The sequence below is a fragment of the Micromonospora sp. ATA51 genome, assembly GCF_016802855.1.
GTDB classification, from domain to species: Bacteria; Actinomycetota; Actinomycetes; order Mycobacteriales; family Micromonosporaceae; genus Micromonospora; species Micromonospora sicca.
This window is the reverse complement of sequence record NZ_JAEVHJ010000079.1, coordinates 1-23,743: the sequence shown is the minus strand read 5'-3', so window position 1 is coordinate 23,743 and position 23,743 is coordinate 1. Positions and strand designations below refer to the sequence as shown.

At 72.2% G+C, this 23,743-nt stretch carries 23 protein-coding genes, 2 pseudogenes and 1 CRISPR repeat array; of the genes and pseudogenes, 14 read left to right on the top strand and 11 right to left on the bottom strand.

All coding sequences use genetic code 11. From position 1 onward, the window contains the following. Positions 1-33 precede the first annotated feature (33 nt). Positions 34-1,259: a CRISPR direct-repeat array (repeat unit 37 nt; unit sequence GTTGCGATCCTCGCCCGGCCCGGAGGCCGGGCGCAGC). Positions 1,260-1,422: 163 nt separating this feature from the next. From JNW87_RS14955 to JNW87_RS14945, 3 genes are read left to right on the top strand one after another with little or no spacing between them, the layout of a single operon-like run. Further along, positions 1,423-2,274 (top strand): ABC-2 family transporter protein, encoded by an 852-nt coding sequence (locus JNW87_RS14955; protein WP_109800647.1) that lies wholly within the window; start codon positions 1,423-1,425, stop codon positions 2,272-2,274. Then, entirely contained in the window at positions 2,267-3,070 is an 804-nt protein-coding gene (locus JNW87_RS14950; protein WP_109800646.1) for an ABC transporter permease, read from the top strand. The genes JNW87_RS14955 and JNW87_RS14950 overlap by 8 nt, the downstream gene beginning before the upstream one ends. Then, complete coding sequence (locus JNW87_RS14945) at positions 3,067-4,035, top strand: ATP-binding cassette domain-containing protein (protein WP_109800645.1); 969 nt, start codon at positions 3,067-3,069, stop codon at positions 4,033-4,035. Before JNW87_RS14950 ends, JNW87_RS14945 begins: the two co-directional genes overlap by 4 nt. Positions 4,036-4,082: 47 nt before the next feature. Here JNW87_RS14945 and JNW87_RS14940 read toward each other — a convergent pair whose 3' ends face one another. From JNW87_RS14940 to nadA, 3 genes are all read right to left on the bottom strand, one after another. After that, positions 4,083-4,730 carry a DUF3043 domain-containing protein gene (locus JNW87_RS14940; RefSeq protein ID WP_201749519.1) on the bottom strand — a complete coding sequence of 216 codons (648 nt, stop codon included), beginning with the start codon at positions 4,728-4,730 and terminating at the stop codon, positions 4,083-4,085. A gap of 36 nt (positions 4,731-4,766) precedes the next feature. Next, on the bottom strand, positions 4,767-6,179 hold the full coding sequence (murA, locus tag JNW87_RS14935; RefSeq protein ID WP_236647371.1) for a UDP-N-acetylglucosamine 1-carboxyvinyltransferase: 1,413 nt from the start codon (positions 6,177-6,179) through the stop codon (positions 4,767-4,769). Between the two features lie 155 nt (positions 6,180-6,334). Continuing rightward, positions 6,335-7,510 (bottom strand): quinolinate synthase NadA, encoded by a 1,176-nt coding sequence (gene nadA / locus JNW87_RS14930; protein ID WP_109800643.1) that lies wholly within the window; start codon positions 7,508-7,510, stop codon positions 6,335-6,337. 68 nt (positions 7,511-7,578) lie between these two features. Here nadA and JNW87_RS14925 point away from each other — a divergent pair. The 4 genes and pseudogenes from JNW87_RS14925 to JNW87_RS14910 all read left to right on the top strand — a co-directional run bounded on the left by JNW87_RS14925 (position 7,579) and on the right by JNW87_RS14910 (position 11,029). After that, a pseudogene (locus JNW87_RS14925) lies at positions 7,579-8,711 on the top strand (glycerate kinase). Positions 8,712-8,875: 164 nt separating this feature from the next. Next, a complete protein-coding gene (gene erpA, locus JNW87_RS14920; protein WP_089013290.1) occupies positions 8,876-9,244 on the top strand; it encodes an iron-sulfur cluster insertion protein ErpA in 369 nt (122 codons plus the stop codon). A 217-nt stretch (positions 9,245-9,461) separates the two neighbouring features. Beyond that, positions 9,462-10,439 carry a carbohydrate kinase family protein gene (locus tag JNW87_RS14915; protein WP_109800641.1) on the top strand — a complete coding sequence of 326 codons (978 nt, stop codon included), beginning with the start codon at positions 9,462-9,464 and terminating at the stop codon, positions 10,437-10,439. Further along, entirely contained in the window at positions 10,436-11,029 is a 594-nt protein-coding gene (locus JNW87_RS14910; protein WP_238453876.1) for an ATP-binding protein, read from the top strand. Before JNW87_RS14915 ends, JNW87_RS14910 begins: the two co-directional genes overlap by 4 nt. 4 nt (positions 11,030-11,033) lie before the next feature. Here JNW87_RS14910 and JNW87_RS14905 read toward each other — a convergent pair whose 3' ends face one another. Both JNW87_RS14905 and JNW87_RS14900 read right to left on the bottom strand, forming a co-directional pair. Then, positions 11,034-11,261 (bottom strand): sulfurtransferase TusA family protein, encoded by a 228-nt coding sequence (locus tag JNW87_RS14905; RefSeq protein WP_109800639.1) that lies wholly within the window; start codon positions 11,259-11,261, stop codon positions 11,034-11,036. Beyond that, entirely contained in the window at positions 11,258-12,409 is a 1,152-nt protein-coding gene (locus JNW87_RS14900) for a cysteine desulfurase family protein (RefSeq protein WP_109800649.1), read from the bottom strand. Before JNW87_RS14900 ends, JNW87_RS14905 begins: the two co-directional genes overlap by 4 nt. Before the next feature lie 171 nt (positions 12,410-12,580). Here JNW87_RS14900 and coxB point away from each other — a divergent pair, with 171 nt between their 5' ends. Together coxB and JNW87_RS14890 are read left to right on the top strand one after the other, a co-directional pair. Further along, positions 12,581-13,552 (top strand): cytochrome c oxidase subunit II, encoded by a 972-nt coding sequence (gene coxB / locus JNW87_RS14895; RefSeq protein WP_109800638.1) that lies wholly within the window; start codon positions 12,581-12,583, stop codon positions 13,550-13,552. A 10-nt stretch (positions 13,553-13,562) separates the two neighbouring features. Next, positions 13,563-13,988 carry a cytochrome c oxidase subunit 4 gene (locus JNW87_RS14890; protein WP_109800637.1) on the top strand — a complete coding sequence of 142 codons (426 nt, stop codon included), beginning with the start codon at positions 13,563-13,565 and terminating at the stop codon, positions 13,986-13,988. 183 nt (positions 13,989-14,171) lie between these two features. On the opposite strand, the gene JNW87_RS14885 is transcribed toward JNW87_RS14890, so the two are convergent. The 4 genes and pseudogenes from JNW87_RS14885 to JNW87_RS14870 form a co-directional block, all read right to left on the bottom strand. Continuing rightward, positions 14,172-14,375, bottom strand: coding sequence for a hypothetical protein (locus tag JNW87_RS14885; protein WP_109800636.1), 204 nt, complete (start codon positions 14,373-14,375; stop codon positions 14,172-14,174). 182 nt (positions 14,376-14,557) lie between these two features. Continuing rightward, positions 14,558-15,603, bottom strand: a pseudogene (gene trpD / locus JNW87_RS14880) (anthranilate phosphoribosyltransferase). A gap of 84 nt (positions 15,604-15,687) precedes the next feature. Next, positions 15,688-16,086 carry a hypothetical protein gene (locus JNW87_RS14875; RefSeq protein WP_109800634.1) on the bottom strand — a complete coding sequence of 133 codons (399 nt, stop codon included), beginning with the start codon at positions 16,084-16,086 and terminating at the stop codon, positions 15,688-15,690. A 186-nt stretch (positions 16,087-16,272) separates the two neighbouring features. Further along, a complete protein-coding gene (locus JNW87_RS14870) occupies positions 16,273-17,226 on the bottom strand; it encodes a cytochrome c oxidase assembly protein (protein WP_109800633.1) in 954 nt (317 codons plus the stop codon). Positions 17,227-17,334: 108 nt separating this feature from the next. On the opposite strand from JNW87_RS14870, the gene JNW87_RS14865 reads away from it, so the two are divergent. The 5 genes from JNW87_RS14865 to JNW87_RS14845 all read left to right on the top strand — a co-directional run bounded on the left by JNW87_RS14865 (position 17,335) and on the right by JNW87_RS14845 (position 22,512). Next, positions 17,335-17,934, top strand: coding sequence for a heme-copper oxidase subunit III (locus tag JNW87_RS14865; protein ID WP_109800632.1), 600 nt, complete (start codon positions 17,335-17,337; stop codon positions 17,932-17,934). Positions 17,935-18,007: 73 nt separating this feature from the next. Next, positions 18,008-18,844 carry a cytochrome c gene (locus JNW87_RS14860; RefSeq protein WP_109800631.1) on the top strand — a complete coding sequence of 279 codons (837 nt, stop codon included), beginning with the start codon at positions 18,008-18,010 and terminating at the stop codon, positions 18,842-18,844. Between the two features lie 67 nt (positions 18,845-18,911). Then, positions 18,912-20,000 carry a ubiquinol-cytochrome c reductase iron-sulfur subunit gene (locus JNW87_RS14855; RefSeq protein WP_109800630.1) on the top strand — a complete coding sequence of 363 codons (1,089 nt, stop codon included), beginning with the start codon at positions 18,912-18,914 and terminating at the stop codon, positions 19,998-20,000. After that, the gene (locus tag JNW87_RS14850; RefSeq protein WP_238453875.1) at positions 19,997-21,625 is read left to right on the top strand and encodes a cytochrome bc complex cytochrome b subunit; all 1,629 of its coding nucleotides are present in this window, start codon (positions 19,997-19,999) and stop codon (positions 21,623-21,625) included. Before JNW87_RS14855 ends, JNW87_RS14850 begins: the two co-directional genes overlap by 4 nt. 224 nt (positions 21,626-21,849) lie before the next feature. Next, on the top strand, positions 21,850-22,512 hold the full coding sequence (locus JNW87_RS14845; protein WP_109805356.1) for a DUF4142 domain-containing protein: 663 nt from the start codon (positions 21,850-21,852) through the stop codon (positions 22,510-22,512). A gap of 57 nt (positions 22,513-22,569) precedes the next feature. Here the strand turns inward: JNW87_RS14845 and JNW87_RS14840 are convergent, their stop codons facing one another. Both JNW87_RS14840 and JNW87_RS14835 read right to left on the bottom strand, forming a co-directional pair. Further along, positions 22,570-22,857 carry an Lrp/AsnC family transcriptional regulator gene (locus tag JNW87_RS14840; protein WP_238453874.1) on the bottom strand — a complete coding sequence of 96 codons (288 nt, stop codon included), beginning with the start codon at positions 22,855-22,857 and terminating at the stop codon, positions 22,570-22,572. Positions 22,858-22,937: 80 nt separating this feature from the next. Beyond that, positions 22,938-23,743, bottom strand: an 806-nt coding sequence (locus JNW87_RS14835) for a nucleotidyl transferase (RefSeq protein ID WP_238453873.1), incomplete at its 5' end; no start/stop codon positions are given.

Below are 23,743 nucleotides of genomic sequence, written 5' to 3'. Positions count from 1 at the left end.
CTCCGTCAGCCGGCTCGCGGTGTCCAGTCGCGAGTTGCGATCCTCGCCCGGCCCGGAGGCCGGGCGCAGCTCGAGGATGACGAGCACGTAGCGGCGGTGGATGCCTTGGTTGCGATCCTCGCCCGGCCCGGAGGCCGGGCGCAGCGGGTGGGGCCGGTGGCCTTGTACCGGCGGGACAGGAGTTGCGATCCTCGCCCGGCCCGGAGGCCGGGCGCAGCGGGCTGACACTTCCATGGCTCGATGGTGCCGTTCGGGTAGTTGCGATCCTCGCCCGGCCCGGAGGCCGGGCGCAGCGCCAGCTCCCGCAGCACCAGCTTGCCGAGCCACCCGACGTGCGATCCTCGCCCGGCCCGGAGGCCGGGCGCAGCACAAACCCACCTGTGACCGGAAGCGAGACACCGAGCAGTGTTGCGATCCTCGCCCGGCCCGGAGGCCGGGCGCAGCAGGCCATGGCCGCCGCCCGTCCGGGCCGACCGTTCGCGTTGCGATCCTCGCCCGGCCCGGAGGCCGGGCGCAGCGGCCGGAGGCCAACACCCGGACTGAGCAATCCACCGAGTTGCGATCCTCGCCCGGCCCGGAGGCCGGGCGCAGCTGGACCTCGACGGTGGTGGAGGCGACAGCGACGACGTTGCGATCCTCGCCCGGCCCGGAGGCCGGGCGCAGCACTGGGCGCAGCAGACGATCCTGACCCTGCAAGATCCGGTTGCGATCCTCGCCCGGCCCGGAGGCCGGGCGCAGCTGAGCCCCCGTCTCTCTGGCCTTCGCCGCCCCCCAGAGTTGCGACCCTCGCCCGGCCCGGAGGCCGGGCGCAGCAGCCATCGCGGCGGCTGCAACCGACGCCACGACCAAGGCGTTGCGATCCTCGCCCGGCCCGGAGGCCGGGCGCAGCGGTATGCGGCGTGGCCGGAGACGGCCGTCACCGACCGTTGCGATCCTCGCCCGGCCCGGAGGCCGGGCGCAGCGCAAGGTCGCCGCCGCCAAGGTTGATCCGGTGCGCTGGTTGCGATCCTCGCCCGGCCCGGAGGCCGGGCGCAGCGACACCCTGTACGAGGTCGACGGCGCGTTGGTGAAGGTGTTGCGATCCTCGCCCGGCCCGGAGGCCGGGCGCAGCCGTGGACAAGGCCGTACTGCTCAAGGGCTTCCTACCCGTTGCGATCCTCGCCCGGCCCGGAGGCCGGGCGCAGCCACCCGTCCGGAACGCGGGCGCGACCTTGTCCTTGATGTTGCGATCCTCGCCCGGCCCGGAGGCCGGGCGCAGCCGGGCAGGCGGAGGAGTTTCCGCAGGTCTTCGAGTTCCGGGGCCGGCTCGCGTCGCTCGCTCACGGCGATGTCACCTCGTTGGAAATTGTCGCGCTGGGCACCCCACGTGCCGGTAGAGTCGCCCGGTCCAGCACGTCGTGGCTGCGGAAGGAGGGTAGCGGCGTGGGCTCTGTCACCGCCACTGTGGCGCCGCCCACGGGCTCAAACGTTACCCGATGGTTTCGGACATTTGGCGCCATAGTAGTAGCGGGCTTCCGACGCCACGCCACCTACCGGCAGGCCGCCCTCGCCGGCGTGGTCACCAACACGGTCTTCGGCTTCCTGCGCTGCTACATCTTCCTCGCGGTGGCCGGCACGGCCGGCTCCGTCGCCGGGTACGACCGGGCGCAGCTCGCCACCTTCGTCTGGGCCGGGCAGGGCCTGCTGGCGGTGATTCTGCTCTGGGGCTGGACCGACCTGGCGGACCGGATCCGGACCGGGGAGATCGCCAGCGACCTGCTCCGGCCGGTGCACCCGGTGACCAGCTACCTGGCCGCCGACCTGGGCCGCGCGGGGTTCGCCTCGCTCTCCCGGCTGCTGCCGCCGGTGCTGATCGGTCCGCTCTTCTTCGACGTGTACCTGCCCCGGCGGTGGGCCACCGTGCCGCTCTTCGCGCTCTCCGTACTGGTCGCGGTGGTGCTCTGCTTCGGCTGCCGGTTCCTGGTCAACGCCACCGCGTACTGGCTGCAGGACGTCCGGGGCGCGGTGATCCTCTGGACGCTCTGCTCCGGGGTGCTCGCCGGGCTCTACTTCCCGCTGCGCTTCCTGCCCGGGTGGCTCCAGCTCCCGCTCTGGTACGCCACCCCGTTCCCCAGCCTGTTCCAGACCCCGCTCGACGTGCTGGTCGAGCGGGATCCGGCCCCGACGCAGCTCGGGCTGGTGGGGCTCCAGGTCGCCTGGGCGGTGCTGATCCTCGCCGCCTGCCGGCTGGTGCAGCGCCGGGCCGAACGCCGGCTGGTGGTGCAGGGTGGCTGAGCGGCTGGCCGCGTACCGGGCGCTGCTGGGGGCGCAGGCCCGGTCGCAGGCCGCGTACCGGACCTCGTTCGTGGTGGACCTGGTCGGCAACGTGGGGGCGACCGTCTTCGACGTGGTGACCGTGCTGGTGCTCTTCGGGGTGACCCGGGAGCTGGGCGGGTTCACGCTGCGCGAGGCGCTGGTCATCGTCGGACTGTCGTCGTTCGCGTTCGCCACCGCCGACCTGCTGGTCGGCAACATCGAGCGGCTGCCCCGGTACGTCCGGACCGGCCTGTTCGACGCCGTGCTGGTCCGTCCGTTGGGTGCGCTGCCCCAGCTGCTGCTGATGGACCTGCCGCTGCGCAAGGTGTCCCGCGCGCTCTTCGGCCTCGCCGTGCTGGTGGTGGCGGTCACCTCGGCCGGGATCGACTGGACACCGGCCCGGTTGGTGCTGGTGCTGGTCGCCCCGCTCGCCGCGGTGGTCTTCTTCGGCGCGGTCTTCGTGACCACGGCGACGGTGTCGTTCTACTGGATCGACTCCGGCGAGCTGGCCAACTCGGTCACCTACGGCGGGCGCGACTTCACGTCGTACCCGGTCACCGTCTACGGCGGCTGGTTCCGGACGCTCTTCGCGTACGGGATGGGCTTCGCCTTCGTCAGTTACCACCCGGCGCTGGCGCTGCTGGGCCGGGCCGACCCGCTCGGCCTGCCGGCCTGGGCCGGCTGGGCGTCGCCGGTCGTCGCGCTGGTGGCCGCCGCCGTCGCGGCGACGGCCTGGCGCGTCGGGGTCCGCCACTACCGGAGCACGGGGTCATGAGCCAGGTCATCGACGTACGCGGGCTGCGCAAGGAGTTCACCGTCCGGGTGAAGGCCGGCCGGCTGCGCCGGGAGAAGCGGGTGGTCACCGCCGTCGACGGGGTCGACCTGCGGGTGGAGCGCGGCGAGATGCTCGGCTACATCGGCCCCAACGGCGCCGGCAAGTCGACCACCCTGAAGATGCTCACCGGCGTGCTGATGCCGTCGGCGGGGGAGGTGCGGGTCTGCGGCCTGCGGCCGGTGGCCGAGCGGACCCGGCTGGCGCTGCGCATCGGGGTGGTCTTCGGCCAGCGCTCCCAGCTCTGGTGGGACCTGCCGCTGCGCGACTCGTTCGACCTGCTGCGGCACGTCTACCGGGTGCCGGCGGCCGAGCACGCGACCCGGCTGCGGCGCTGTCGTGACCTGCTCGACCTCGACGAGTTCCTGGACACCCCGGTCCGGCAGCTCTCGCTGGGCCAGCGGATGCGGGGCGAGCTGACCGCCGCCCTCCTGCACGGCCCGGAGGTGCTCTTTCTGGACGAGCCGACCATCGGACTGGACGTGGTCAGCAAGCAGGCCGTCCGGGGCTTCCTGGCGGAGCTGGGCCGGGCCAGCGACACCACCCTGGTGCTCACCACCCACGACCTGGCCGACATCGAGCGGCTCTGCCGCCGGCTCGTGGTGATCGACCACGGCCGGGTGGTGCACGACGGCTCGATCGCCGCCCTGCACAGCCGGTACGGCTCCCGCCGCCTGGTCGTCGCCGAGCTGGACACGGCCCTTCCCGCGCCGCCGACGCTGCCGGGCGCGCCGCTGCACCGGGTGGAGGCGGACGGGCACCGGCTGGTCTTCGCGCTGGAGTCGGCGGGCGTCGCCGAGGTGGTCGCCGGGCTGGCCGGGCTGGCCGCGCTGCGCGACATCTCGATCGTCGAGCCGGACATCGAGGAGGTCGTGGCCCGGCTGTACCGCAGCCCGGCCCAGGTGTGACGAAGGCCCCGGGTGGGCGCCCGGGGCCTTCGTCGACGTGCGTGGGGTCAGATCTTGTCGCCGATGTTCACCTGCGGCTGGGGGGCGCGCATCCGGCGGAAGGTGATCGACCGCATGATCGCGTAGAGGTAGAGCGAGCCGAGCTTCTCGTTGCTCTTCGGGAACCGCTCCCGCATCAGCTTCTTGATCTTGCGGGAGATCAGCACCGAGTCGACCACCACGCCGAGCGCGAGCGCGCCCCACAGCACGTTGGAGATCAGCCGGACGATCGGCGGCATGGCCTGGTTGGAGCCGACCAGCACGATCAGCGCGCCGCCGAAGAACCAGGTGCCGACCGTACGCCGGGAGTCGACCACGTTCCGGGCGAGCAGCCGCTCGGGGCCCCGGTCGCGCGGCCCGCCCTCGCGGCGGAACTCCGAGGCCGCCTCGGCCCGGGACGCGCGGCGCTGCTCCCGCGCCTCCTCCTTGGTCAGCGGCCGGCTCGGCGCGCTCAGTCGCCGGCCGGCGGTCGGCCGCTTCGGCGTGACCTGGCCCAGCTCCTTCTTGCTCGGGGTGTAGCCCCGGGGGCGGGCGTTGACGGACTCCTCGTCGGTCGTCACCGAGGTGACGGACTCATCGACGAGGTCGGCGGGCTTGCGGCGAAACAGCGACGGCACGTGGTGAAGGGTAGCCAAACAGCCGCGCCCGGTGCACATCGCGGGTGCACCGGGCGCGGGAAGAGCGGTGTGACGTCACGGACGCTCGACGTGCGCGCCCAGGTCGGCCAGCTTCTTCTCGAAGTCCTCGTAGCCCCGGTTGATCAGGTCGACGCCGTACACCCGGGAGGTGCCCTCGGCGGCGAGCGCCGCGATCAGGTGGCTGAAACCGGCCCGCAGGTCCGGGATGACCAGGTCGGCGGCGTGCAGCTTGCTCGGACCGGCGATCACCGCGGAGTGCTTGAAGTTGCGCCGGCCGAAGCGGCACGGGGTGCCGCCCAGGCAGTCCCGGTAGACCTGGATGTTCGCGCCCATCGTGTTCAGCGCCTCGGTGTAGCCCAGCCGCTGCTCGTAGACCGTCTCGTGGACGATCGACAGGCCCCGGGCCTGGGTCAGCGCCACCACGAGCGGCTGCTGCCAGTCGGTCATGAAGCCGGGGTGCACGTCGGTCTCCAGGGCCACCGCGTTCAGCTCGCCGCCGGGGTGCCAGAAGCGGATGCCGCCCTCCTGGCCCGGGTCGCCCAGCTTCGGCGGCCGGGCGTCGGTCACCTCGTACTCGCCGCCGACCGAGCGGAAGACGTTGAGGAAGGTCATCATGTCGGCCTGCTGCGCGCCCAGCACCTCGACGTCGCCCCGGGTGGCCAGCGCCGCCGCCGCCCAGCTCGCCGCCTCGATCCGGTCCGGGATCGGCCGGTGGGTGTAGCCGTGCAGCTTCTTCACGCCCTGGATCTCGATCACCCGGTCGGTGTGCACCTTGATGATCGCGCCCATCTTCTGCAGGATGCAGATCAGGTCGATGATCTCGGGCTCCACCGCCGCGTTGCGCAGCTCGGTGACGCCCTCGGCCATCACCGCGGTCAGCAGCACCTGCTCGGTGGCGCCCACACTCGGGTACGGCAGGGCGAACTTCGTGCCGTGCAGCCCGTTCGGCGCGGACAGGTGCAGCCCCTCCGGGGTCTTGTCGACGGTCGCGCCGAACTCGCGCAGCGCCTGGAGGTGGAAGTCGATCGGGCGCGGCCCGATGTGACAGCCGCCCAGGTCCGGGATGAAGGCGTGGCCGAGCCGGTGCAGCAGCGGCCCGCAGAACAGGATCGGGATCCGGCTGGAGCCGGCGTGCACGTTGATCTGGTCGGTGCTGGCGCTCTCGACGTTGGACGGGTCGAAGACCAGCTCGCCGTCCTCGTCGCCGTCGGTCACCTTCACCCCGTGCAGGCCGAGCAGCCCGCGGACCACCTCGACGTCGCGGATCCGCGGCACGTCGAACAGCCGGCTGGGGGAGTCACCCAGCAGGGCGGCGACCATGGCCTTGGAAACGAGGTTCTTCGCGCCGCGCACGCGGATCCGCCCTTCGAGCGGAGTGCCTCCGTGTACGACCAGGACGTCGTCGGTCAACGCAACCTCCAGCGCGTTGGTGCTGCCGTGTAGATGGTTGGGGCCCACGATCTGCATCGCTACCCGAAACGCGGCCAGGTGAAAACGGCCCGCATATTGTCGCCCCGGCAGCATAGCCGTCCGTGAGGAAATTGGAATCGGTCACATCGCCAGCGAGGGCACGAACCGGGGTGTCCGGCGCGTTTCCGTACCAGCGATGTGACCCAGGGTGATCAGGCGCCCGGCAGGGCCAGCATCTGGTCCAGCGCCACCCGGGCGTGGTGCGCGGTGTCCGGGTCCACGGTGATCTGGTTGACCACCCGGCCGGCGACCAGCTCTTCGAGGGCCCAGACCAGGTGCGGCAGGTCGATCCGGTTCATCGTCGAGCAGTAGCAGACCGCCTTGTCCAGGAACATGATCTGCTTGTCGGGGTGGGCCAGCGCCAGCCGGCGGACCAGGTTCAGCTCGGTGCCGACCGCCCAGGCCGAGCCGGCCGGGGCCGCCTCGATGGTCTTGATGATGTACTCGGTGGAGCCGACCTGGTCGGCGGCGGTGACCACCTCGTGCCGGCACTCCGGGTGGACCAGCACGTTCACCCCCGGCACCCGCTCCCGGACGTCGTTGACGCTGTCCAGGGTGAACCGGCCGTGCACGGAGCAGTGCCCGCGCCACAGGATCATCTTCGCGTCGCGCAGCTGCTCCGCGGTCAGCCCGCCGTTCGGCTTGTGCGGGTCGTAGAGCACGCAGTCGTCCAGCGAGAAGCCCATCTCCAGCACCGCCGTGTTGCGGCCCAGGTGCTGGTCGGGCAGGAAGAGCACCTTCGACCCCTGCTCGAACGCCCAGTCCAGCGCCCGCTTCGCGTTCGACGAGGTGCAGACCACCCCGCCGTTGCGCCCCACGAAGCCCTTGATGTCCGCCGAGGAGTTCATGTACGTCACCGGGACGGTGTCGGCCGCGACGCCCAGCTCGGTCAGCACGTCCCAGGCGGTCTCGACCTGCGACAGCACCGCCATGTCGGCCATCGAGCAGCCGGCGGCCAGGTCCGGCAGGATCACCTTCTGCGCGTCCGAGGTGAGGATGTCCGCGCTCTCGGCCATGAAGTGCACGCCGCAGAAGACGATGTACTCCGCGTCGGGTCGGGCCGCCGCCTCGCGGGCGAGCTTGAACGAGTCGCCGGTCACGTCGGCGAACTGGATCACCTCGTCGCGCTGGTAGTGGTGGCCCAGCACGAACACCTTCGTGCCGAGCGCGGCCTTGGCCGCCGCCGCCCGGGCCACCAGGTCCGGGTCGCTCGGCGCGGGGAGGTCACCCGGACACTCCACGCCACGCTCGGTGGCGGGGTCGCTGCCGCGGCCGAGGAGCAGCAGCGCAGTGGCGGTGTTGGAGGGTTCAACCCAGGTCGAAGTCACGCCTCCCATGGTCCCACAGCGGGACCGGCGCGCAGCCGCTCCAGGTGTGGGCTGCCACACTGCTGGGCATGCGCGTGCTGCTCTGCCCGGACAAGTTCGCCGGCACGCTGCCGGCTCAGGAGGTGGCCGCCGCGGTGGCCGACGGCTGGCGGGAGGTGGCCGCCGGCGACGACCTGCTGATCCGGCCGCTCGCCGACGGCGGGCCCGGCTTCGTCGCCGTCCTCGCCGAGGCGCTCGGCGGCCGGCGGCTGCCGGTGCCGACCGTGGACCCGCTCGGCCGGCCCGCCGCCGGTGAGATCCTGCTCACCGACGACGGCGTGGCCTACCTGGAGAGCGCCCAGGCGTGCGGGCTGCACCTGCTCACCGCCGCCGAGCGGGACCCGAAGGCCACCACCTCGTACGGGCTGGGGCTGCTGGTGGCCGCCGCCGTCGAGGCCGGCCGGACCGTGGTGGTCGGGCTGGGTGGCTCCGCCACCAACGACGGGGCGCCGGCATGCTCACCGCGCTCGGCGTCACCCCCCTCGACCAGGCCGGCCACGCCCTGCCGTACGGGGGAGCGGCGCTCGCCGCGGTGGCCGCGCTGGACGGCGCGCCCCGGCTGCGCGGGGCGGACCTGGTGGCCGCCACCGACGTGGACAACCCGCTGCTCGGGCTGCACGGCGCCAGCAACGTCTACGGCCCGCAGAAGGGCGCCACCCGGGCGGACGTGCTACTCCTCGACGCCGCGCTGGAACGCTTCGCGGCCGTGCTGGAACGCGAGCTGCCCGGTTGCCCGCCGGGGCTGGGCGCGCTGCCCGGCGGCGGCGCGGCCGGCGGGCTGGGCGCGGCGATCCTGGCGCTCGGCGGCCGGTGCGAGTCCGGCATCGGCCTGGTCACCCGGGCCATCGGGTTGGACGCCGCGCTCGACCGCGCCGACCTGGTGATCACCGGGGAGGGCTCCTTCGACCACCAGTCGTTGCGCGGCAAGGTGGTGGCCGGGGTGGCCGGGGCCGCCCGGGACCGCGGCGTGCCCTGCGTGGTGCTGGCGGGACGGGTGAGCACGGGCCGCCGGGAGGCCGCCGCGGCCGGGGTCACCGAGGCGTACAGCCTGGTGGAGCACTTCGGCGGCGAGGAACGCGGCGGGGTGGAGGCGGCGATGGGCCGGCCCGCCGAGGGGCTGCGGGCGCTCGGCGCCCGGCTGGCCCGGCAGTGGAGCCGCTGAGCGGCCGCTGCCTGCGGCGCGGCTCACCCGCCCCGGAGCACGCCACCGGAGGTGACGCCCGCCGGGGCGGCGTACGATCGGATCTGGACCACACCGGGAATCACTGGCGGACGCGCGACGTTGGCCAGTGCGTCCGGACCCATACCGCGCAGGGAGATTTCCACGTGACCACGCCAGCGCAGACCGAGTCGACCGAGGCCAAGGCCCCTACTTCCGTCGTCCTCACCGACGTCGCGGCGCAGAAGGTCAAGGCCCTGATCGAGCAGGAGGGCCGCGACGACCTGCGGCTCCGGATCGCGGTGCAGCCGGGCGGCTGCTCCGGCCTGCGGTACCAGCTCTTCTTCGACGAGCGGTCGCTCGACGGTGACATCGTCACCGACTACGACGGTGTCGAGGTCGTCGTCGACCGGATGAGCGCCCCCTACCTGGCCGGCGCGACGATCGACTTCGCCGACCGGATCGACGCCCAGGGCTTCACCATCGACAACCCGAACGCCGGCAACTCCTGCGCCTGCGGCGACTCCTTCAGCTGAGTCGACGCCGGCCGGCCCGTACCGGTCGACGGTGACGTGACGAAAACGGCGGGACCACCCTTCGCGGGTGTCCCGCCGTTTCTTCGTGTCTCCCGGGTGTCCGGGCGGGTGGCGTCCGGGTATGCGTGGGTCGACCGGTTCTCGACCGACCCGCGACCGGCGTGCCGAACGGGCCGGTAGGCTGACCGGCGCCGTGCTGCCGACCCCGAGGGCTGACATGAAGATCGCCGTGACCGGCTCGATCGCCACCGACCACCTGATGAGCTTCCCCGGTCGCTTCGCCGACCAGCTCCTCGCCGACCAGCTGCACAAGGTGTCGCTGTCCTTCCTGGTGGACGACCTGGTGCTGCGCCGGGGCGGGGTGGCGGCCAACATCGCCTTCGGCATGGCACAGCTCGGGCTGCGCCCGGTGCTGCTGGGCGCCGTCGGGGCCGACTTCGCCGACTACCGCTCCTGGCTGGAGCGGCACGGGGTCGACTGCGACTCGGTGCACGTCAGCGAGGTGGCCCACACCGCCCGCTTCGTCTGCACCACGGACACCGACATGTGCCAGATCGCCTCCTTCTACGCGGGGGCGATGAGCGAGGCCCGCAACATCGAGCTGGCCCCGGTGGCCCAGCGGCTCGGCGGCCTCGACCTGGTGCTGGTCGGTGCCAACGACCCCGAGGCGATGATCCGGCACTCGGCCGAGTGCCGGGAGCGCGGGTACGCCTTCGTCGCCGACCCGTCCCAGCAGCTGGCCCGGATGGACGGCGCGGACGTGCTCGGCCTGATCGACGGCGCCGAGTACCTGATGACCAACGACTACGAGAAGTCGCTGCTGCAGAGCAAGGCGGGTCTCAGCGACGCGCAGCTGCTGGAGCGGGTCAAGGTCCGGGTCACCACGCTGGGCAAGGACGGCGCGGAGATCGCCGGCCGGGACTTCGACACCATCCACGTCCCGATCGCCCGGGAGATCCAGGCCGTCGACCCGACCGGCGTCGGGGACGGGTTCCGGGCGGGCTTCTTCACCGCCCTGTCCTGGGGGCTGGGCCTGGAGCGGGCCGCCCAGGTCGGCTCGCTGCTCGCCACCCTGGTCCTGGAGACCGTCGGCACCCAGGAGTACGAGGTCCGCCGCGACCTGTTCGTGAAGCGCCTCGCCGAGTCGTACGGCGACGCGGCCGCCGAGGACGTCCGGCCGCACCTGCTCCCATGACCTCCGCGGTACCCGACCGCGACCAGCCCGGCGTCTCCGGCCGGGTGGATCCGGGTGCCGTCCGCCCCGGTGCGGCCGCCGCCGTCGGTCCGGTGCTGGTGGCGTTCGCCGGCCTGCCCGGGGTGGGCAAGAGCACGCTGGCCGTCCGGCTCGGCGCGGCGCTGCACGCCCCGGTCCTGCCGGTGGACCCGGTCGAGCGGGCCATGGGCCGGTACGGGCTGGTCGGCGACGTGCCCGGGATGGCCGCCTACGGCGCGGTCGCCGGTCTCGCCGAGGTGCAGCTCGGGCTGGGGCTGAGCGTGGTGATCGACGCGGTCAACCCGGTGGCCAGCGCTCGGGGCCTCTGGCACGACCTGGCGGAGCGGGCCGGCGTGCCGCTACGGGTGATCGAGGTGCACTGCGGGGACGAGGCGGAGCACCGCCGCCGGGTCGAGGCGCGGCTGCCCGCCGAGCCCGACCCGCACCTGCCCACCTGGGAACAGACCCTGCTCCGCCGGGCCGAGTACGAGCCGATCATCGGCCCCCGCCTGGTGGTCGACACCACGGTCGCCACCGACCCCCTCCCCGCCATCCTCAGCTATCTCGCCTGACCCGTCACCGGCTCCGCCGGACGTCGTAGCTGGATCCGCCCGCTACGGCGCCGAGGAACTCCTGGGCGCGCATGCGGCACCAGGCGGGGATGTCCACCGCCGCGGCGGGGTCGTCGGCGAGGACGCGGAGCACCGCGCCGACCGGCAGCTGGGGGAGTCGGCGGGCCAGGGCGATCACCGGCAGCGGGCAGCGCTGACCCCGGCAGTCCAGCACCTCGTCCGGCTCGCTCACAGCCCCACCACCCCCGCCTCGGCGCGCAGGTCGGCGACGATGCCGGGCAGCTCGGCGAGGAACCGCTCGACGTCCGCCTCGGTGGTCTCCCGGTGCAGCGACACCCGGACGTTGCCGTGCGAGAGCACCCCCATCGCCTCCAGCACGTGCGACGGCCGCAGCGTCGACGAGGTGCACGAGGAGCCGGAGGAGACGGCGAAGCCCCGCCGGTCCAGCGCGTGCAGCAGCGCCTCGCCGTCCACATAGAGGCAGGAGAAGGTGACCAGGTGGGGGAGCCGGTCGACCGGGTCGCCGACCACCTCCACGTCCGGCACCTCGGCCGCCACCCGGTGCCGGATCCGGTCCACCAGCGGCGCCAGCCGGGTCGTCTCGGCCGCCGCGTCGGCCGCCGCCGCGCGCAGGCTCGCCGCCGCCGCCACCACCGCCGGCAGGTTCAACACTCCGGGGGTACGCCCCGACTCCCGCTCGTCGGCCGGGAACGGCGACTCCCAGCGGGTGCCCTTGCGGACCACCAGCAGACCGACGCCGGGTGGCCCGCCCCACTTGTGCGCGCTGGCGCTGAGCACCGACCAGCCGGCCGGCACCGGCGCCCGGCCGATCAACTGCGCGGCGTCGACGTACAGCGGTACCCCGGCGTCGGCGCACCCGGCGGCCGCCGCCGGCACCGGCTGCACGGTGCCCACCTCGTGACTGGCGCCGATCAGCGCGGCGAACGCCACCCCGGGCGCCCGGACCGCCGCCGACCAGGCGTCCAGGTCGAGCCGGCCGGCCCGGTCCACCGGTACGGAGACGGCGCTGCCGCCGCCGGCCACGTGTCGCTCGGCGGCGTGCAGCACCGCGGAGTGCTCGATCGCGGAGTGCACCAGGATCGCCCCCACCCGCCGCCGGCCGATCAGCCCGCCGAGCACGGCGGCGTGCGCCGCCGTCGTACCGCTGGGGGTGAAGGAGAGTTCGTCGGCGCGGACGCCGAGCGTGGCCGCGGTGGCCTCGCGGGCGGCGTCGAGCAGTTGCCGGGCGCGGCGGGCCTGGGTGTAGAGCCTGCCGGGGTCGGCCCAGCCGTCCTCGAGGGCGGCCAGCATCGCCTGCCGGGCGACCGGGTGCAGCGGCGCGGCGGTGGCCGCGTCCAGGTAGACCGGGGATGCGCTCACGAACACCCACGCTATCGCGCCGGTACGCGCATGATCCCCCCGATGGGGGCGGACAGTGACCCCAACACGGTCAGGCCCGTCATGGTCGAGTAATCTGCGACCGTCGGTGACGCCTTTGCCGTCGGTGCTGATGGAAAGAACCACCGCGGCGCGCTAGGGAGGCAGGACCAGGTGGTCGCAAGGAGTTCGGAGGTACGGCCGACGGCCGTACGGCACAGCGCTTCCCCAGGAGCCGGTGGGCGCCGGCGGCGTGGTGCTGGTCGACTCGCCGGGCTCGGGCTCGGCGGAGCGGCGCTGCTGGTTCTGCTCACCGGCTGCGACGTCGGCCGGACGTTCGGCGGCTTCGGCTGGCCGCAGGGCGGCATCAGCCCCGAGTCCCACCGGATGTACGACCTGTGGATCGCGTCCTGCATCGCGGCGCTCGCGGTCGGCGTGTTCGTCTGGGGCCTCATCTTCTGGTGCGTGATCCGCTACCGGAAGCGGGGCAACGACCTGCCGGTGCAGACCCGCTACAACATGCCGATGGAGTTCCTCTACACCATCGCGCCGATCCTGATCGTCTCCGTGCTCTTCTACTACACGGCGATCGTGCAGACGAACGTGAACAAGACGACGAAGAACCCCGACGTCACCGTCGAGGTCGTCGCCTTCAAGTGGAACTGGCAGTTCAACTACCGCGACGGCCAGGGCCGCGACGCGAACACCGTCGCCTCGGTCCTCGGCACCAGCGAGGTCATCCCGGTGCTGGTCCTGCCGACCGGCAAGTCGATCCGGTTCGAGGAGCAGAGCCGCGATGTCATCCACTCCTTCTGGGTGCCGGAGCTGCTGTTCAAGCGGGACGTCATGCCGGGCAACATCCGCAACGTCTTCGAGATCTCCAGCCTCGACCGGGAGGGCGCGTACGTCGGTCGCTGCGCCGAGCTGTGCGGCAGCTACCACGCCTTCATGAACTTCGAGGTGCGGGTCGTCTCGCCGGAGAAGTACGAGCAGTTCCTGGCGGCCAAGAAGGCCGGCAAGTCGACGCAGGAGGCGCTCAAGGCGATCGGCGGGCCCGAGTACGCCACGAAGACGGAGCCGTTCAACACCCGGCGCGACAAGAACAACTTCAACCCGAGCGACGCCTCGGCCGGCGCGGGAAGCTGAGGGATCCGGCATGAAGACCGAGTGGAAAATCTTCCTGATCGTCGGGACGTTCCTTTTCGGCATCGCGATCCTCTACGGCGCCTGGACGTACGGCGAGGGCAGCCGGGTCGAGTGGGTCGGCACGGTGGCGCTGCTGCTGGCCTTCCTGCTCTGCGCGATGTGCGGTGGTTTCTTCTGGTTCGTCTCCCGGCGCATCGACCTGCGCCCGGAGGACCGGGCGGACGCCGAGATCGCCGACGGCGCGGGCGAGGTCGGCTTCTTCAGCCCGGGCAGCTACTGGCCGTTCGGGCTGGCGCTGGCCGCCGCGGTCGCCGGTCTGGGGCTGGTCTTCTGGCAGTTCTGGCTGCTGGGCCTGGGCCTGGTGACGGTCATCTTCGCCGCCTGTGGCCTGCTCTTCGAGTACTACACCGGCACCCGCCGCACCGCCGAGCACTGAGCTGACGGCTTTCGAACGCCCGCGTCCTGGCAGGACGCGGGCCGTTCGCCGTCAGGGCGGCTTCGGACGGCGGACATCGCCGATGTGGCGGTGTCGGACGGGCCTCGTTCGCGCCAGCTCGGCGAGGTGACGTGGAAGCCGGACTGGGACGGGCCGGGCCGACGGTGCCGGCGAGGGCGTGGGTCAGGCGGCGCGGCGGTGGGGCGTGACGCGGCGGCGGCTGGCCAGCCGCGGGGCGCGGAAGGTGAACGTGGCGATCAGCACGGCCGCGCCGCAGCCGGTGCAGACCAGCTCGGGACAGTCGACGCCGTGGCCGTCGGCGCAGGGCGGGGCCTCGAACGGCACAACGCCCTCGCAGCTGTCGCAGTAGAGCTCGCGGTCCGACACGGGCGTCTCCTCTCGCTCCGGTGCCCGCCGACGGGCAGGGCCGCCATCGGCGGAAAGCGGAAAATTACTCCCATGTAGTTTGGCACGCGGGTCCGACACTTCCGTTTCGGACCGCCCGACCGGAACCGGACCGGCGCATGCCGGCCGCGCCCCGGATGCGGACGGGTGCGCCGCGGCGGCGGTCAGAGCGTGCCGGCGACCTCGAGCCAGCGGTCGAGCGCGCCGGCGGCGGCGCCGGAGTCGATGGACTCGGCGGCGGCGGCCATCCCGGCCCGCAGCGCCTCGATCAGGTCACCGTCCAGCGGCCCCTGGGTGGCCAGCGCCGCCGCGGCGTTCACCAGCACGGCGTCGCGGACCGGGCCGGTCTCGCCGGCCAGCAGCCGCCGCGCCACCCCGGCGTTGTACGCCGCGTCTCCCCCCCGCAGGTCCGCCAGGGTGGCCCGGGACACGCCGAGGTCGGCCGCGTCCAGCAGCGACTCTCTCACCGTGCCCTGCTGGGCCACCCAGACCCGGGTCGGCGCGGCGGTGGTGAACTCGTCCAGCCCGTCCTCGCCGCGCATCACGATCACCGAGTCGCCGCGGTCGGCGAAGACGGCGGCCATCACCGGCGCCATCCGCAGGTCGAAGCAGCCGACCGCGCCGCCCGGGGGCGGGCCGGGTTGGTCAGCGGGCCGAGGAAGTTGAACGCGGTGGGCACGCCGATCTCCCGGCGCACCGGGCCGGCGTGCCGCATGCCGGGGTGGAACCGGGCCGCGAAGCAGAAGCCGATGCCCGCCTCGTCGACGCACCGGGCCACCTGCTCGGGGGTCAGGTCCAGCGGGACGCCCAGGTACTCCAGCAGGTCCGCGGTGCCGCAGGAGGACGAGGCGGCCCGGTTGCCGTGCTTGACCACGCGTACCCCGGCACCGGCCACCACGAGCGCGGTCATGGTGGAGATGTTGACCGTGTGCGCGAGGTCACCGCCGGTGCCGACCACGTCCAGGGCGGTGCGGCGCAGTTCCTCGGGCAGCACCACCTCGACGGAGCGGCCGAGCATCGCCTCCACCAGGCCTGCCAGCTCGGCCGGGGTCTCACCCTTGGCGCGCAGCGCCACGGCGAAGCCGGCGACCTGGGCCGGGGTGGCCGCACCCGTCATGATCTCGTCCATCGCCCAGGCGGTGTCGGCGGTGGTGAGCTCCTCGCCGCGCAGCAGCGCGTTGAGCAGCAGCGGCCAGGTCCGTTCGCCCATGGCGGGCCTCCCGAGCGGGCGTGGAGATGCGGGTGAGGAACGACGTCGCGCACGGCCGCGATGCCGTGGCGCCGAGGGGGTGGCTCAGGCCGCGGCGGGCGTACGCCGCAGCAGCTCGGCGACGGTGGTGCCGGTGGTCACCGGGTCCAGCGGGTGCACCAGCGTCGCGTCGACCTCGGCGTACGCGGCCAGCCAGCGGTCGGCCGCCCGGGCGATCACCACGCAGGTCGGCGGGGCGTCGTCCCGGTCGTCCTTGATCTGCCGGGCGATGCCGATGCCGCCGCCCGGGGTGGCCTCGCCGTCGAGCAGGAGCAGGTGGATCTCGTAGTCGTCGACCAGCCGGACGCACTCGGCGTAGTCGGAGGCCTCGACGAACTCGATCTCGAGCCCCGGCGCGGGCCGGGTGCCGACGGCCAGCCGCATCCGGTCGCGGACCTCGGGGTCGTCGCTGTAGAGCAGGACGGTGCAAAGACGATCGCTCATGCCGGCACTCCGCTTCGCTCCGTGCCGTCATGAGGACCCATCGCACTGGGCCTGATGATTCGTTCGCTGCGCTCACTCATGGCTGGCTTGGCTCCCACCTCGTAGCTGCCCGCTGATGGTAGCGGTCGTCACATCGGGCTGGACGGCCCGCCCTGGCCGGCCGGTGGGCGTACCCTCCGGGACCGGTCAGGCGGCCGACTCGGCGGCGCGTTGCCGGGCCTCCTGGCGGTCCAGCTCGCGGTCCACCCGGCGGGCCTCCCGCTCGGACTGCTTCACCCACTGGACGACCAGTACGGCCAGCATGGTGACGCTGACGAACTCGCCGCCGGCCCAGAGCACGCCACCGGCCACCACCTGGTCGTCCCACGGGTTCGACCAGCTCAGGTGCAGCGACGGGTACCAGTCGCCGCCGAAGAGCGTGGTGCTCTGCATGATGGTCAGCCCGAGCACGGTGTGGAACGGCACGGAGAGCACCATCAGCAGCGCCCGGGCCGGGTAAGGCCAGCGCCCCGGCAGCGGGTCCAGGCCGACCAGCGGCCAGAAGAACACGCAGCCGGTCATGATGAAGTGCGCGTGCACCAGCTCGTGCGCCCAGGCGTGCTCGAGGGTGTAGTGGTACAGGTCGCTGAAGTAGAGCACGAACGGGTTGGCCACGAAGATGGCGAACGCCACCAGCGGGAAGGTGTAGACCCGGGCGACCCGGCTGTGCACGATCGCGAGCAGCCGCTTGCGCGGGCGGACCGGCAGGGTGCGCAGGGCGAGCGTCACCGGCGCGCCGAGGGCCAGGAAGATCGGCGCCACCATGGACAGCACCATATGCTGGATCATGTGCACCGACAGCAGCGCGGTGTCGTACGCGTGCAGCCCGCTGACCGTGACCGAGGCGATGCCGCCCAGCCCCGGGCCGAGGAAGCAGACGGTGCGGCCGACCGCCCAGCGGTCGCCGCGCAGCCGCAGCCGGTAGACGCCGTAGAGGTAGAGCCCGGCGGCGACGACCAGCCCGAGGGCGAGCCAGCTGTCCAGCCGGGTCTCGGTGAACACTCGGGCCACGGTGAAGGGCGGCGGGACGGCCTCGCCCCCCGCCGTGAGGGTCGACGGGGCGACCGAGGTCGCGGCGAAGATCGGATCGACGTGCAGCACGCTTTTCAGGGTAGGTCAGGCGAACCGGACCAGCCCTATCGGGCCACGGAAGGCGCAGGTTTGCCACCCCGCTGATCGCCGGTCCCGGCCAAGGGCAATAATGACCGCGTGACTGCGGCCCCAGCCATTGACAAGAGCCGGATCCACTCCCTGACCCGACCCAACATGGTCAGCGTCGGGACGATCGTGTGGCTCTCCAGCGAACTCATGTTCTTCGCGGCGCTGTTCGCGATGTACTTCTCCATCCGCGCGGCGGCGCCGGAGCAGTGGGAGAAGCACACCGAGATCCTGAAGATCCCGTACGCGACCACCTTCACGGTGATCCTGGTGCTGTCCTCGGTGACCTGCCAGCTCGGTGTCTTCGCGGCGGAGAAGGGTGACGTCCACGCCCTGCGGCGCTGGTTCACGATCACCTTCGTGATGGGTCTGATCTTCGTGCTCGGCCAGGCGAACGAGTACCGCAACCTGGTGGAAGAGGGCGTCAAGATCAACGGAGACGGTTACGGGTCGATGTTCTACCTGACCACCGGCTTCCACGGTCTGCACGTGACCGGCGGTCTGATCGCCTTCATCATCTTCATGATCCGCACCACCATGGGCCGGTTCACCCCGGCGCAGGCCACGTCGGCGATCGTCGTGTCGTACTACTGGCACTTCGTCGACGTCGTGTGGATCGGCCTCTACGCCATGATCTACTGGCTCCAGTGATCTTGGCGCGTCACGAACCGCGCCGCTGCCCCGTCCCCCTGAGACAAGGTCCAACCGGTTAAGGACACAGGTCATGACTTCTGACAACGACCGCCGACGCGGTCTGCTCGCGCGCCTGCGCGGGCGGCCCGTAGCGCGCAGCAGGGGCCGCCGCCGGCTGGGCGCCGCGGTCCGGCTGATCGCCGCGCTGACGCTGGCCGGCGGCGCCTACACCGTCTTCGCCCCCGGCGTGCAGGCGCAGGAAAACCCGCCGATGAGCGCGGCCGCCGGCGAGGGCAAGGCGCTGTTCGACGTGAGCTGTGTGACCTGTCACGGTCGCAACGCCCAGGGTGTCGAGGGACGCGGGCCGAGCCTGATCGGAGTCGGCTCGGCCTCGGTCGAGTTCCAGGTCGGCAGCGGTCGGATGCCGCTGGCCCGGCAGGAAGCCCAGGCCATGCGGAAGCCCCCGCAGTTCACCGACGAGCAGGTGCGCCAGCTCGGCCAGTACATCCAGGAGCTGGGTGGCGGTCCGCAGGTGCCCGCGGGCAACAACCTGCACGAGGGCGCGAACATCTCCGCCGGTGGTGAGCTGTTCCGGATCAACTGCTCGCAGTGCCACGCCTTCGGCGGTCGCGGCGGCGCCCTCTCCTCCGGCAAGTACGCTCCGAACCTGAAGCCGGCGAGCGACCGGCAGATCTACGCCGCCATGCTGAGCGGCCCGCAGAACATGCCGGTGTTCGGCGACAACCAGCTGCGGCCGGAGCAGAAGGCGCAGATCATCGCCTACATCCAGGAGAACCTGAAGCACAACCAGGACCAGGGCGGCTTCAGCCTCGGCCGGTACGGGCCGTCCACCGAGGGTCTGGCGGCTTTCCTGATCGGCATCGTCGCGCTGGTCTTCGCGAGCCTGTGGATTGCGGGCAAGTCGTGACCGAGCGGATCATTCGTTTCAGTGCTGCGGTGCCGGGCTCCGGCGCCGCCCGTAGCGAGGTGACGGCATGAGCACCCACACCGAGCACCAGGCCCCGCAGGGCCGGGAGCCGCTCGACGTGAACGACCCCCGGCTCTCCCGGTTCGACATCGTCGAGGAGGGCGCCCGGCGGGACGACATCGAGATCGTCCACTACGAGCCGCAGGTCGTCCCCGGCACCAGGGCCGAGCGCCGGCTGACCCGGCTGGTCTCCGGGATGTTCCTGCTGACCGGCCTGGCCTCGACCGCCTTCCTGGTCATCTACATCTGGTGGCCGTGGGAGTGGAAGGCCGGCCGCGGCGGGGACAAGTACTACACCCCGCTGCTCGGCCTCACCCTGGGCGTCGCGCTCCTCGGCATCGGTTTCGGCATCCTCACCTGGGGCAAGAAGCTGCTGCCCAAGGAGGTCTCGATCCAGGACCGGCACGACCAGCCGAGTTCCCCGGACGATCGCAAGATCACCGGTGCGACCATGCTGTACCTGGCCGACGAGATGGGCGTACGGCGCCGGCCGCTGCTCGGCATCTCGCTGCTCGCCGGTCTCGCGCCGGTCGGCGCGGTCGTCGCGGCGCCGCTGGTCGGCGGCCTGATCTCCGACCCGCACAAGGACAACCAGATGTTCACCACCGGCTTCGCGCCGGCCGAGGGCGGCAAGCAGATCCGGCTGGTCCGCGAGGACGGCCGGCCGGTCCGCCCGGCGGACATCAGCGCCGGCGGCCAGATCACGGTGTTCCCGGGCATCGAGCACGGCGTGAGCAACAAGCACGCCGATTCGCCGACCCTGCTGATCCACATGCGCGAGGACGACGCGCGAGACTCGCGCGCCAACAACGCGCGGGTCGGCCACGGCGACTACATGTGGGGCAACTACGCGGCGTTCTCCAAGATCTGCACGCACGCCGGCTGCCCGGCCAGCCTGTACGAGCAGCAGACCAACCGCCTGCTCTGCCCGTGCCACCAGTCACAGTTCCAAATCACCGACAACGCCCGACCCATCTTCGGCCCGGCCAGCCGGCGGCTCCCGCAGCTGCCGATCGAGGTGGACGCAGAGGGCTTCTTCGTGGCGAAGTCGGACTACACCGAAACCATCGGCCCCGACTTCTGGGAGCGGCCATGAAGCGCAGAAAACTTGACATGGCAACGGTGCCGGGCAAGACCGCCGGTGCGTTGGACGACCGCTTCCAGGCGGCCACCCCGCTGCGCGCGCTGCTGAACAAGGTCTTCCCGGACCACTGGTCCTTCCTGCTCGGCGAGATCGCGCTCTTCTCGTTCATCGTGCTGCTGCTGACCGGTGTCTTCCTGACCTTCTTCTTCGATCCGTCGATGAACGAGGTCGTCTACAACGGCAGCTACGCCCCGCTGCGCGGCACCCCGATGTCGGCCGCGTACGCCTCCAGCCTGAACCTGTCGTTCGAGGTCCGGGGCGGTCTGATCATGCGGCAGATGCACCACTGGGCGGCGCTGCTGTTCATGGCCGCGATCGTGGTGCACATGCTGCGGGTCTTCTTCACCGGCGCGTTCCGCAAGCCGCGTGAGGCGAACTGGATCATCGGCTCGCTGCTGTTCTGGGTCGGCTTCCTGGCCGGCTTCACCGGCTACTCGCTGCCGGACGACGGCCTCTCCGGCACCGGCCTGCGGATCGCCTCCGCGATCATTCTCTCCATCCCGGTGATCGGCTCCTGGATCAGCTCGTCGATCTTCGGCGGCGAGTTCCCGGGCGAGATCATCATCAGCCGGTTCTTCATCGTCCACGTGCTGCTCATCCCGGCTCTGCTGGTGGCGCTGATCACCGCCCACCTCGGTCTGGTCTTCAAGCAGAAGCACACCCAGTGGCCCGGCCCCGGCCGGACCAACGAGAACGTGGTCGGCGAGCGGTTCTACCCGCGCTACACGCTCAAGCAGGCCGGCTTCTTCATGGTCGTGTTCGGCGTGATCGCGCTGATGGGCGGCCTCTTCCAGATCAACCCGATCTGGTACTTCGGCCCGTACGAGGCGTGGGTGGTGTCCGCCGCCAGCCAGCCCGACTGGTACGTCATGTTCCTCGACGGCTCGACCCGCCTCATGCCGGCGTGGCAGATCACCATCCCGATCGGCAACGGCTACGTCATCCCGCCGATCTTCTGGCCGACGGTGGTGCTGCCCGGCATCCTGGTCGGGATCTCCCTGCTCTACCCGTTCCTGGAGGCGCGGCAGCTCAAGGACCACAAGCACCACAACCTGCTCCAGCGCCCCCGGGACGTGCCGGCCCGGACCGCCGCGGGCTCGATGGCCGTGGCATTCTGGCTGGTGTTGACCCTCTCCGGCGCCAACGACGTGATCGCGGACACGTTCCAAGTCAGCCTGAACGCGATGACCTGGGCGGGCAGGGTCGGTCTGCTGATCGTCCCGCCGCTGGCCTACTACTTCACCTACCGGCTCTGCCTGGGTCTTCAGCAGCACGACCGGGAGGTGCTGGCCCACGGCGTGGAGACCGGCATCATTAAGCGGCTGCCGGACGGCCGGTTCGTCGAGGTCCACCAGCCGCTCGCCGCGGTCGACGGCCACGACGGGCACGCCGAGCTGGACTACGTCGGCTGGGTGGTGCCGAAGAAGATGAACCGGCTCGGTGCCCTCGGCCCGGCGATCCGGGGCTTCTTCTACCCGATCGAGAGGCCGGCCGAGGCGCCGGTCTCGCCGGGGCACCCGCCGGTCCAGGCCCGACCGGAGCGGGAGGAGATCGGCAGCGGCGAGAGCCGTCGCTGACCGACCGACACACCCGACCGTGGCGCCCGCCGGATCTCCGGCGGGCGCCACGTCCGTTTCCGGCCCCGCTCGTCCCCGCCGTCCCGGCCGTCCCCCTCCGCGCCGGTGTCGCCCGGCGGTCCCGCTGCGCAGGCCCGCCACCCCACGACACGGACGGGTGGAATCGCAGGAATAACCCCGGTCAGCCGGGTATCCGTGCGGTCCAACGAAAAAGGGGGGGAAACATGTTGGGTCTCAAACGCCTCGGACTGCTGGCCGCCCTGGTGGTGGTCGGGCTGGCGCCCGCCGCGGCGGCGCAGGCCGCGGCGCAGCCGTCCACGCAGGACGCGCAGTACCTGCAGGCGTTGCATCAGGTGAACCTGGCGGAGATCGTCATGGGGAACGTGGCGCAGCAGAAGGGCCAGAACCAGCAGGTCAAGGACCTCGGCAAGCAGTTCGTGACGGACCACACCCAGCTGGACCAGACGGTGCAGAGCACCGCGCAGCAGCTGAACGTGCAGTTGCCCAGCGAGCCCACCGCGGACGAGCAGAAGGTGATCGACCGGCTGAACAACCTCAGCGGCGCCGAGTTCGACAAGGCGTGGGTGACCGCTGAGCTGGCCGGTCACGTCCAGGCGATCCAGGCCACCCAGACCGAGATCTCGCAGGGTTCCGAGCAGTCGGTGGTCCAGTTGGCCCAGGACGCCCTGCCGGTCCTCCAGGCGCACTACGACGCGTTGGTGGCCCTGGCCCAGACCCTGGGCGTCCCGGTCCCGCAGGCCACCCCGACCGGCACGGCGAGCCCCGGCGGCACCGGTACCCCGTCTCCGGGTGGCACCACCGAGTCCCCGGGCACCGAGTCGCCGTCTCCGGGCACCACTGAGACGCCGGCTCCGGGCGTCAGCTGACGTCGTACGGCCGATGGTGGCCGGTCCGTCCTCCGGGGCGGGCCGGCCGCCTCGCATTCAGTCGGCGTTGGCCAGCCCGATGGCGAACGCCTCCTCGAGGTCGTGCTGCGAGTACGCCCGGAACGCGATGTGCGACTCGGTGTTGAGCACGCCGGGGACCTTGGAGATGTTGCCGGCGATGACCTGGGCGATCTGCTCGAACTCGCGGACCCGGACCATGGCGATCAGGTCGACGTGGCCCGCCACCGAGTAGACCTCGCTGACGCCCGGGAGGTTGGCCAGCGTCTCGGCGACCTCGGGGATGGAGTCGGTGGCGCAGTCGATCAGCACGATCGCGGTGATCACGGGACATTTCTCCGTTCGTCGACGTCGTCGCCCATGCTAAAGGCTCACTGCGGCGCGGCGTCCCCGGCTGGTGGATCCGGCTACCGTCCGGCCGCCGCGACCGTCAGGCCGCCGCCGGCGCGGACCGCGTCGGTGAGCCGCTCGTCCGCCCCGACCGTGCCGCCCGGCCACACCACCGCGCGAAGCACCTCGCCGTGGACGACCGCGCCCGCGCCGACCACCGCCCGCGCCACCCGGCCGGTCACCGTCGCGGTCGGGTCGACCAGGCTCCCGCCCCCGGCGGCGTGCAGGTTGGCGGCGAGGTAGTCGGCCGGGGTCCCGGTGTCGTAGAACGTCCCCCGGTACGGCACCACGGTCAGCGCGCCGGCCGCCTCCGCCGGCCGCCACACCGCCCGGACCAGGTCGCCGAAGGTGGGTGGCAGGTCGCGGACCAGCCGCCAGGGCAGCAGCGAGAAACCGGCGAAGCAATGGCCGCTGAAGGTTCCCGGCGCCGCCGGGTCGTCGGCCGGCCGGCCGAGCAGCCGTACGCTCCGCCCGTCCCAGCCGTCGAGCAGCGCGGCGATGTCCGGCCCGGGTGGGGCCTGCGGGTCGGCCAGGTACGCGTCGGCGTTGCCGACCAGCACGCCCCGGCCGGCGATCCAGTCCCGCAGGTTGCCCAGCCCGCCGGCGGTGCCGAGCGGGTCGCCCGGCTCGACCGACAGGTGGGCCCGCGCACCGACGTGGTCGACCACCTGCTCGCTCAGGTAACAGGCGTTCACCGCGACCTGGTCCGAACCGGCGAGGCCGAGCCCGGCCAGCCGGGTCAGGGCCCGGTCCAGCAGCGGCACGTTCCCGACCGGGCAGAGCGCCTTGGGCAGCCGCGCGGTGAGCGGTCGCAGCCGGCTGC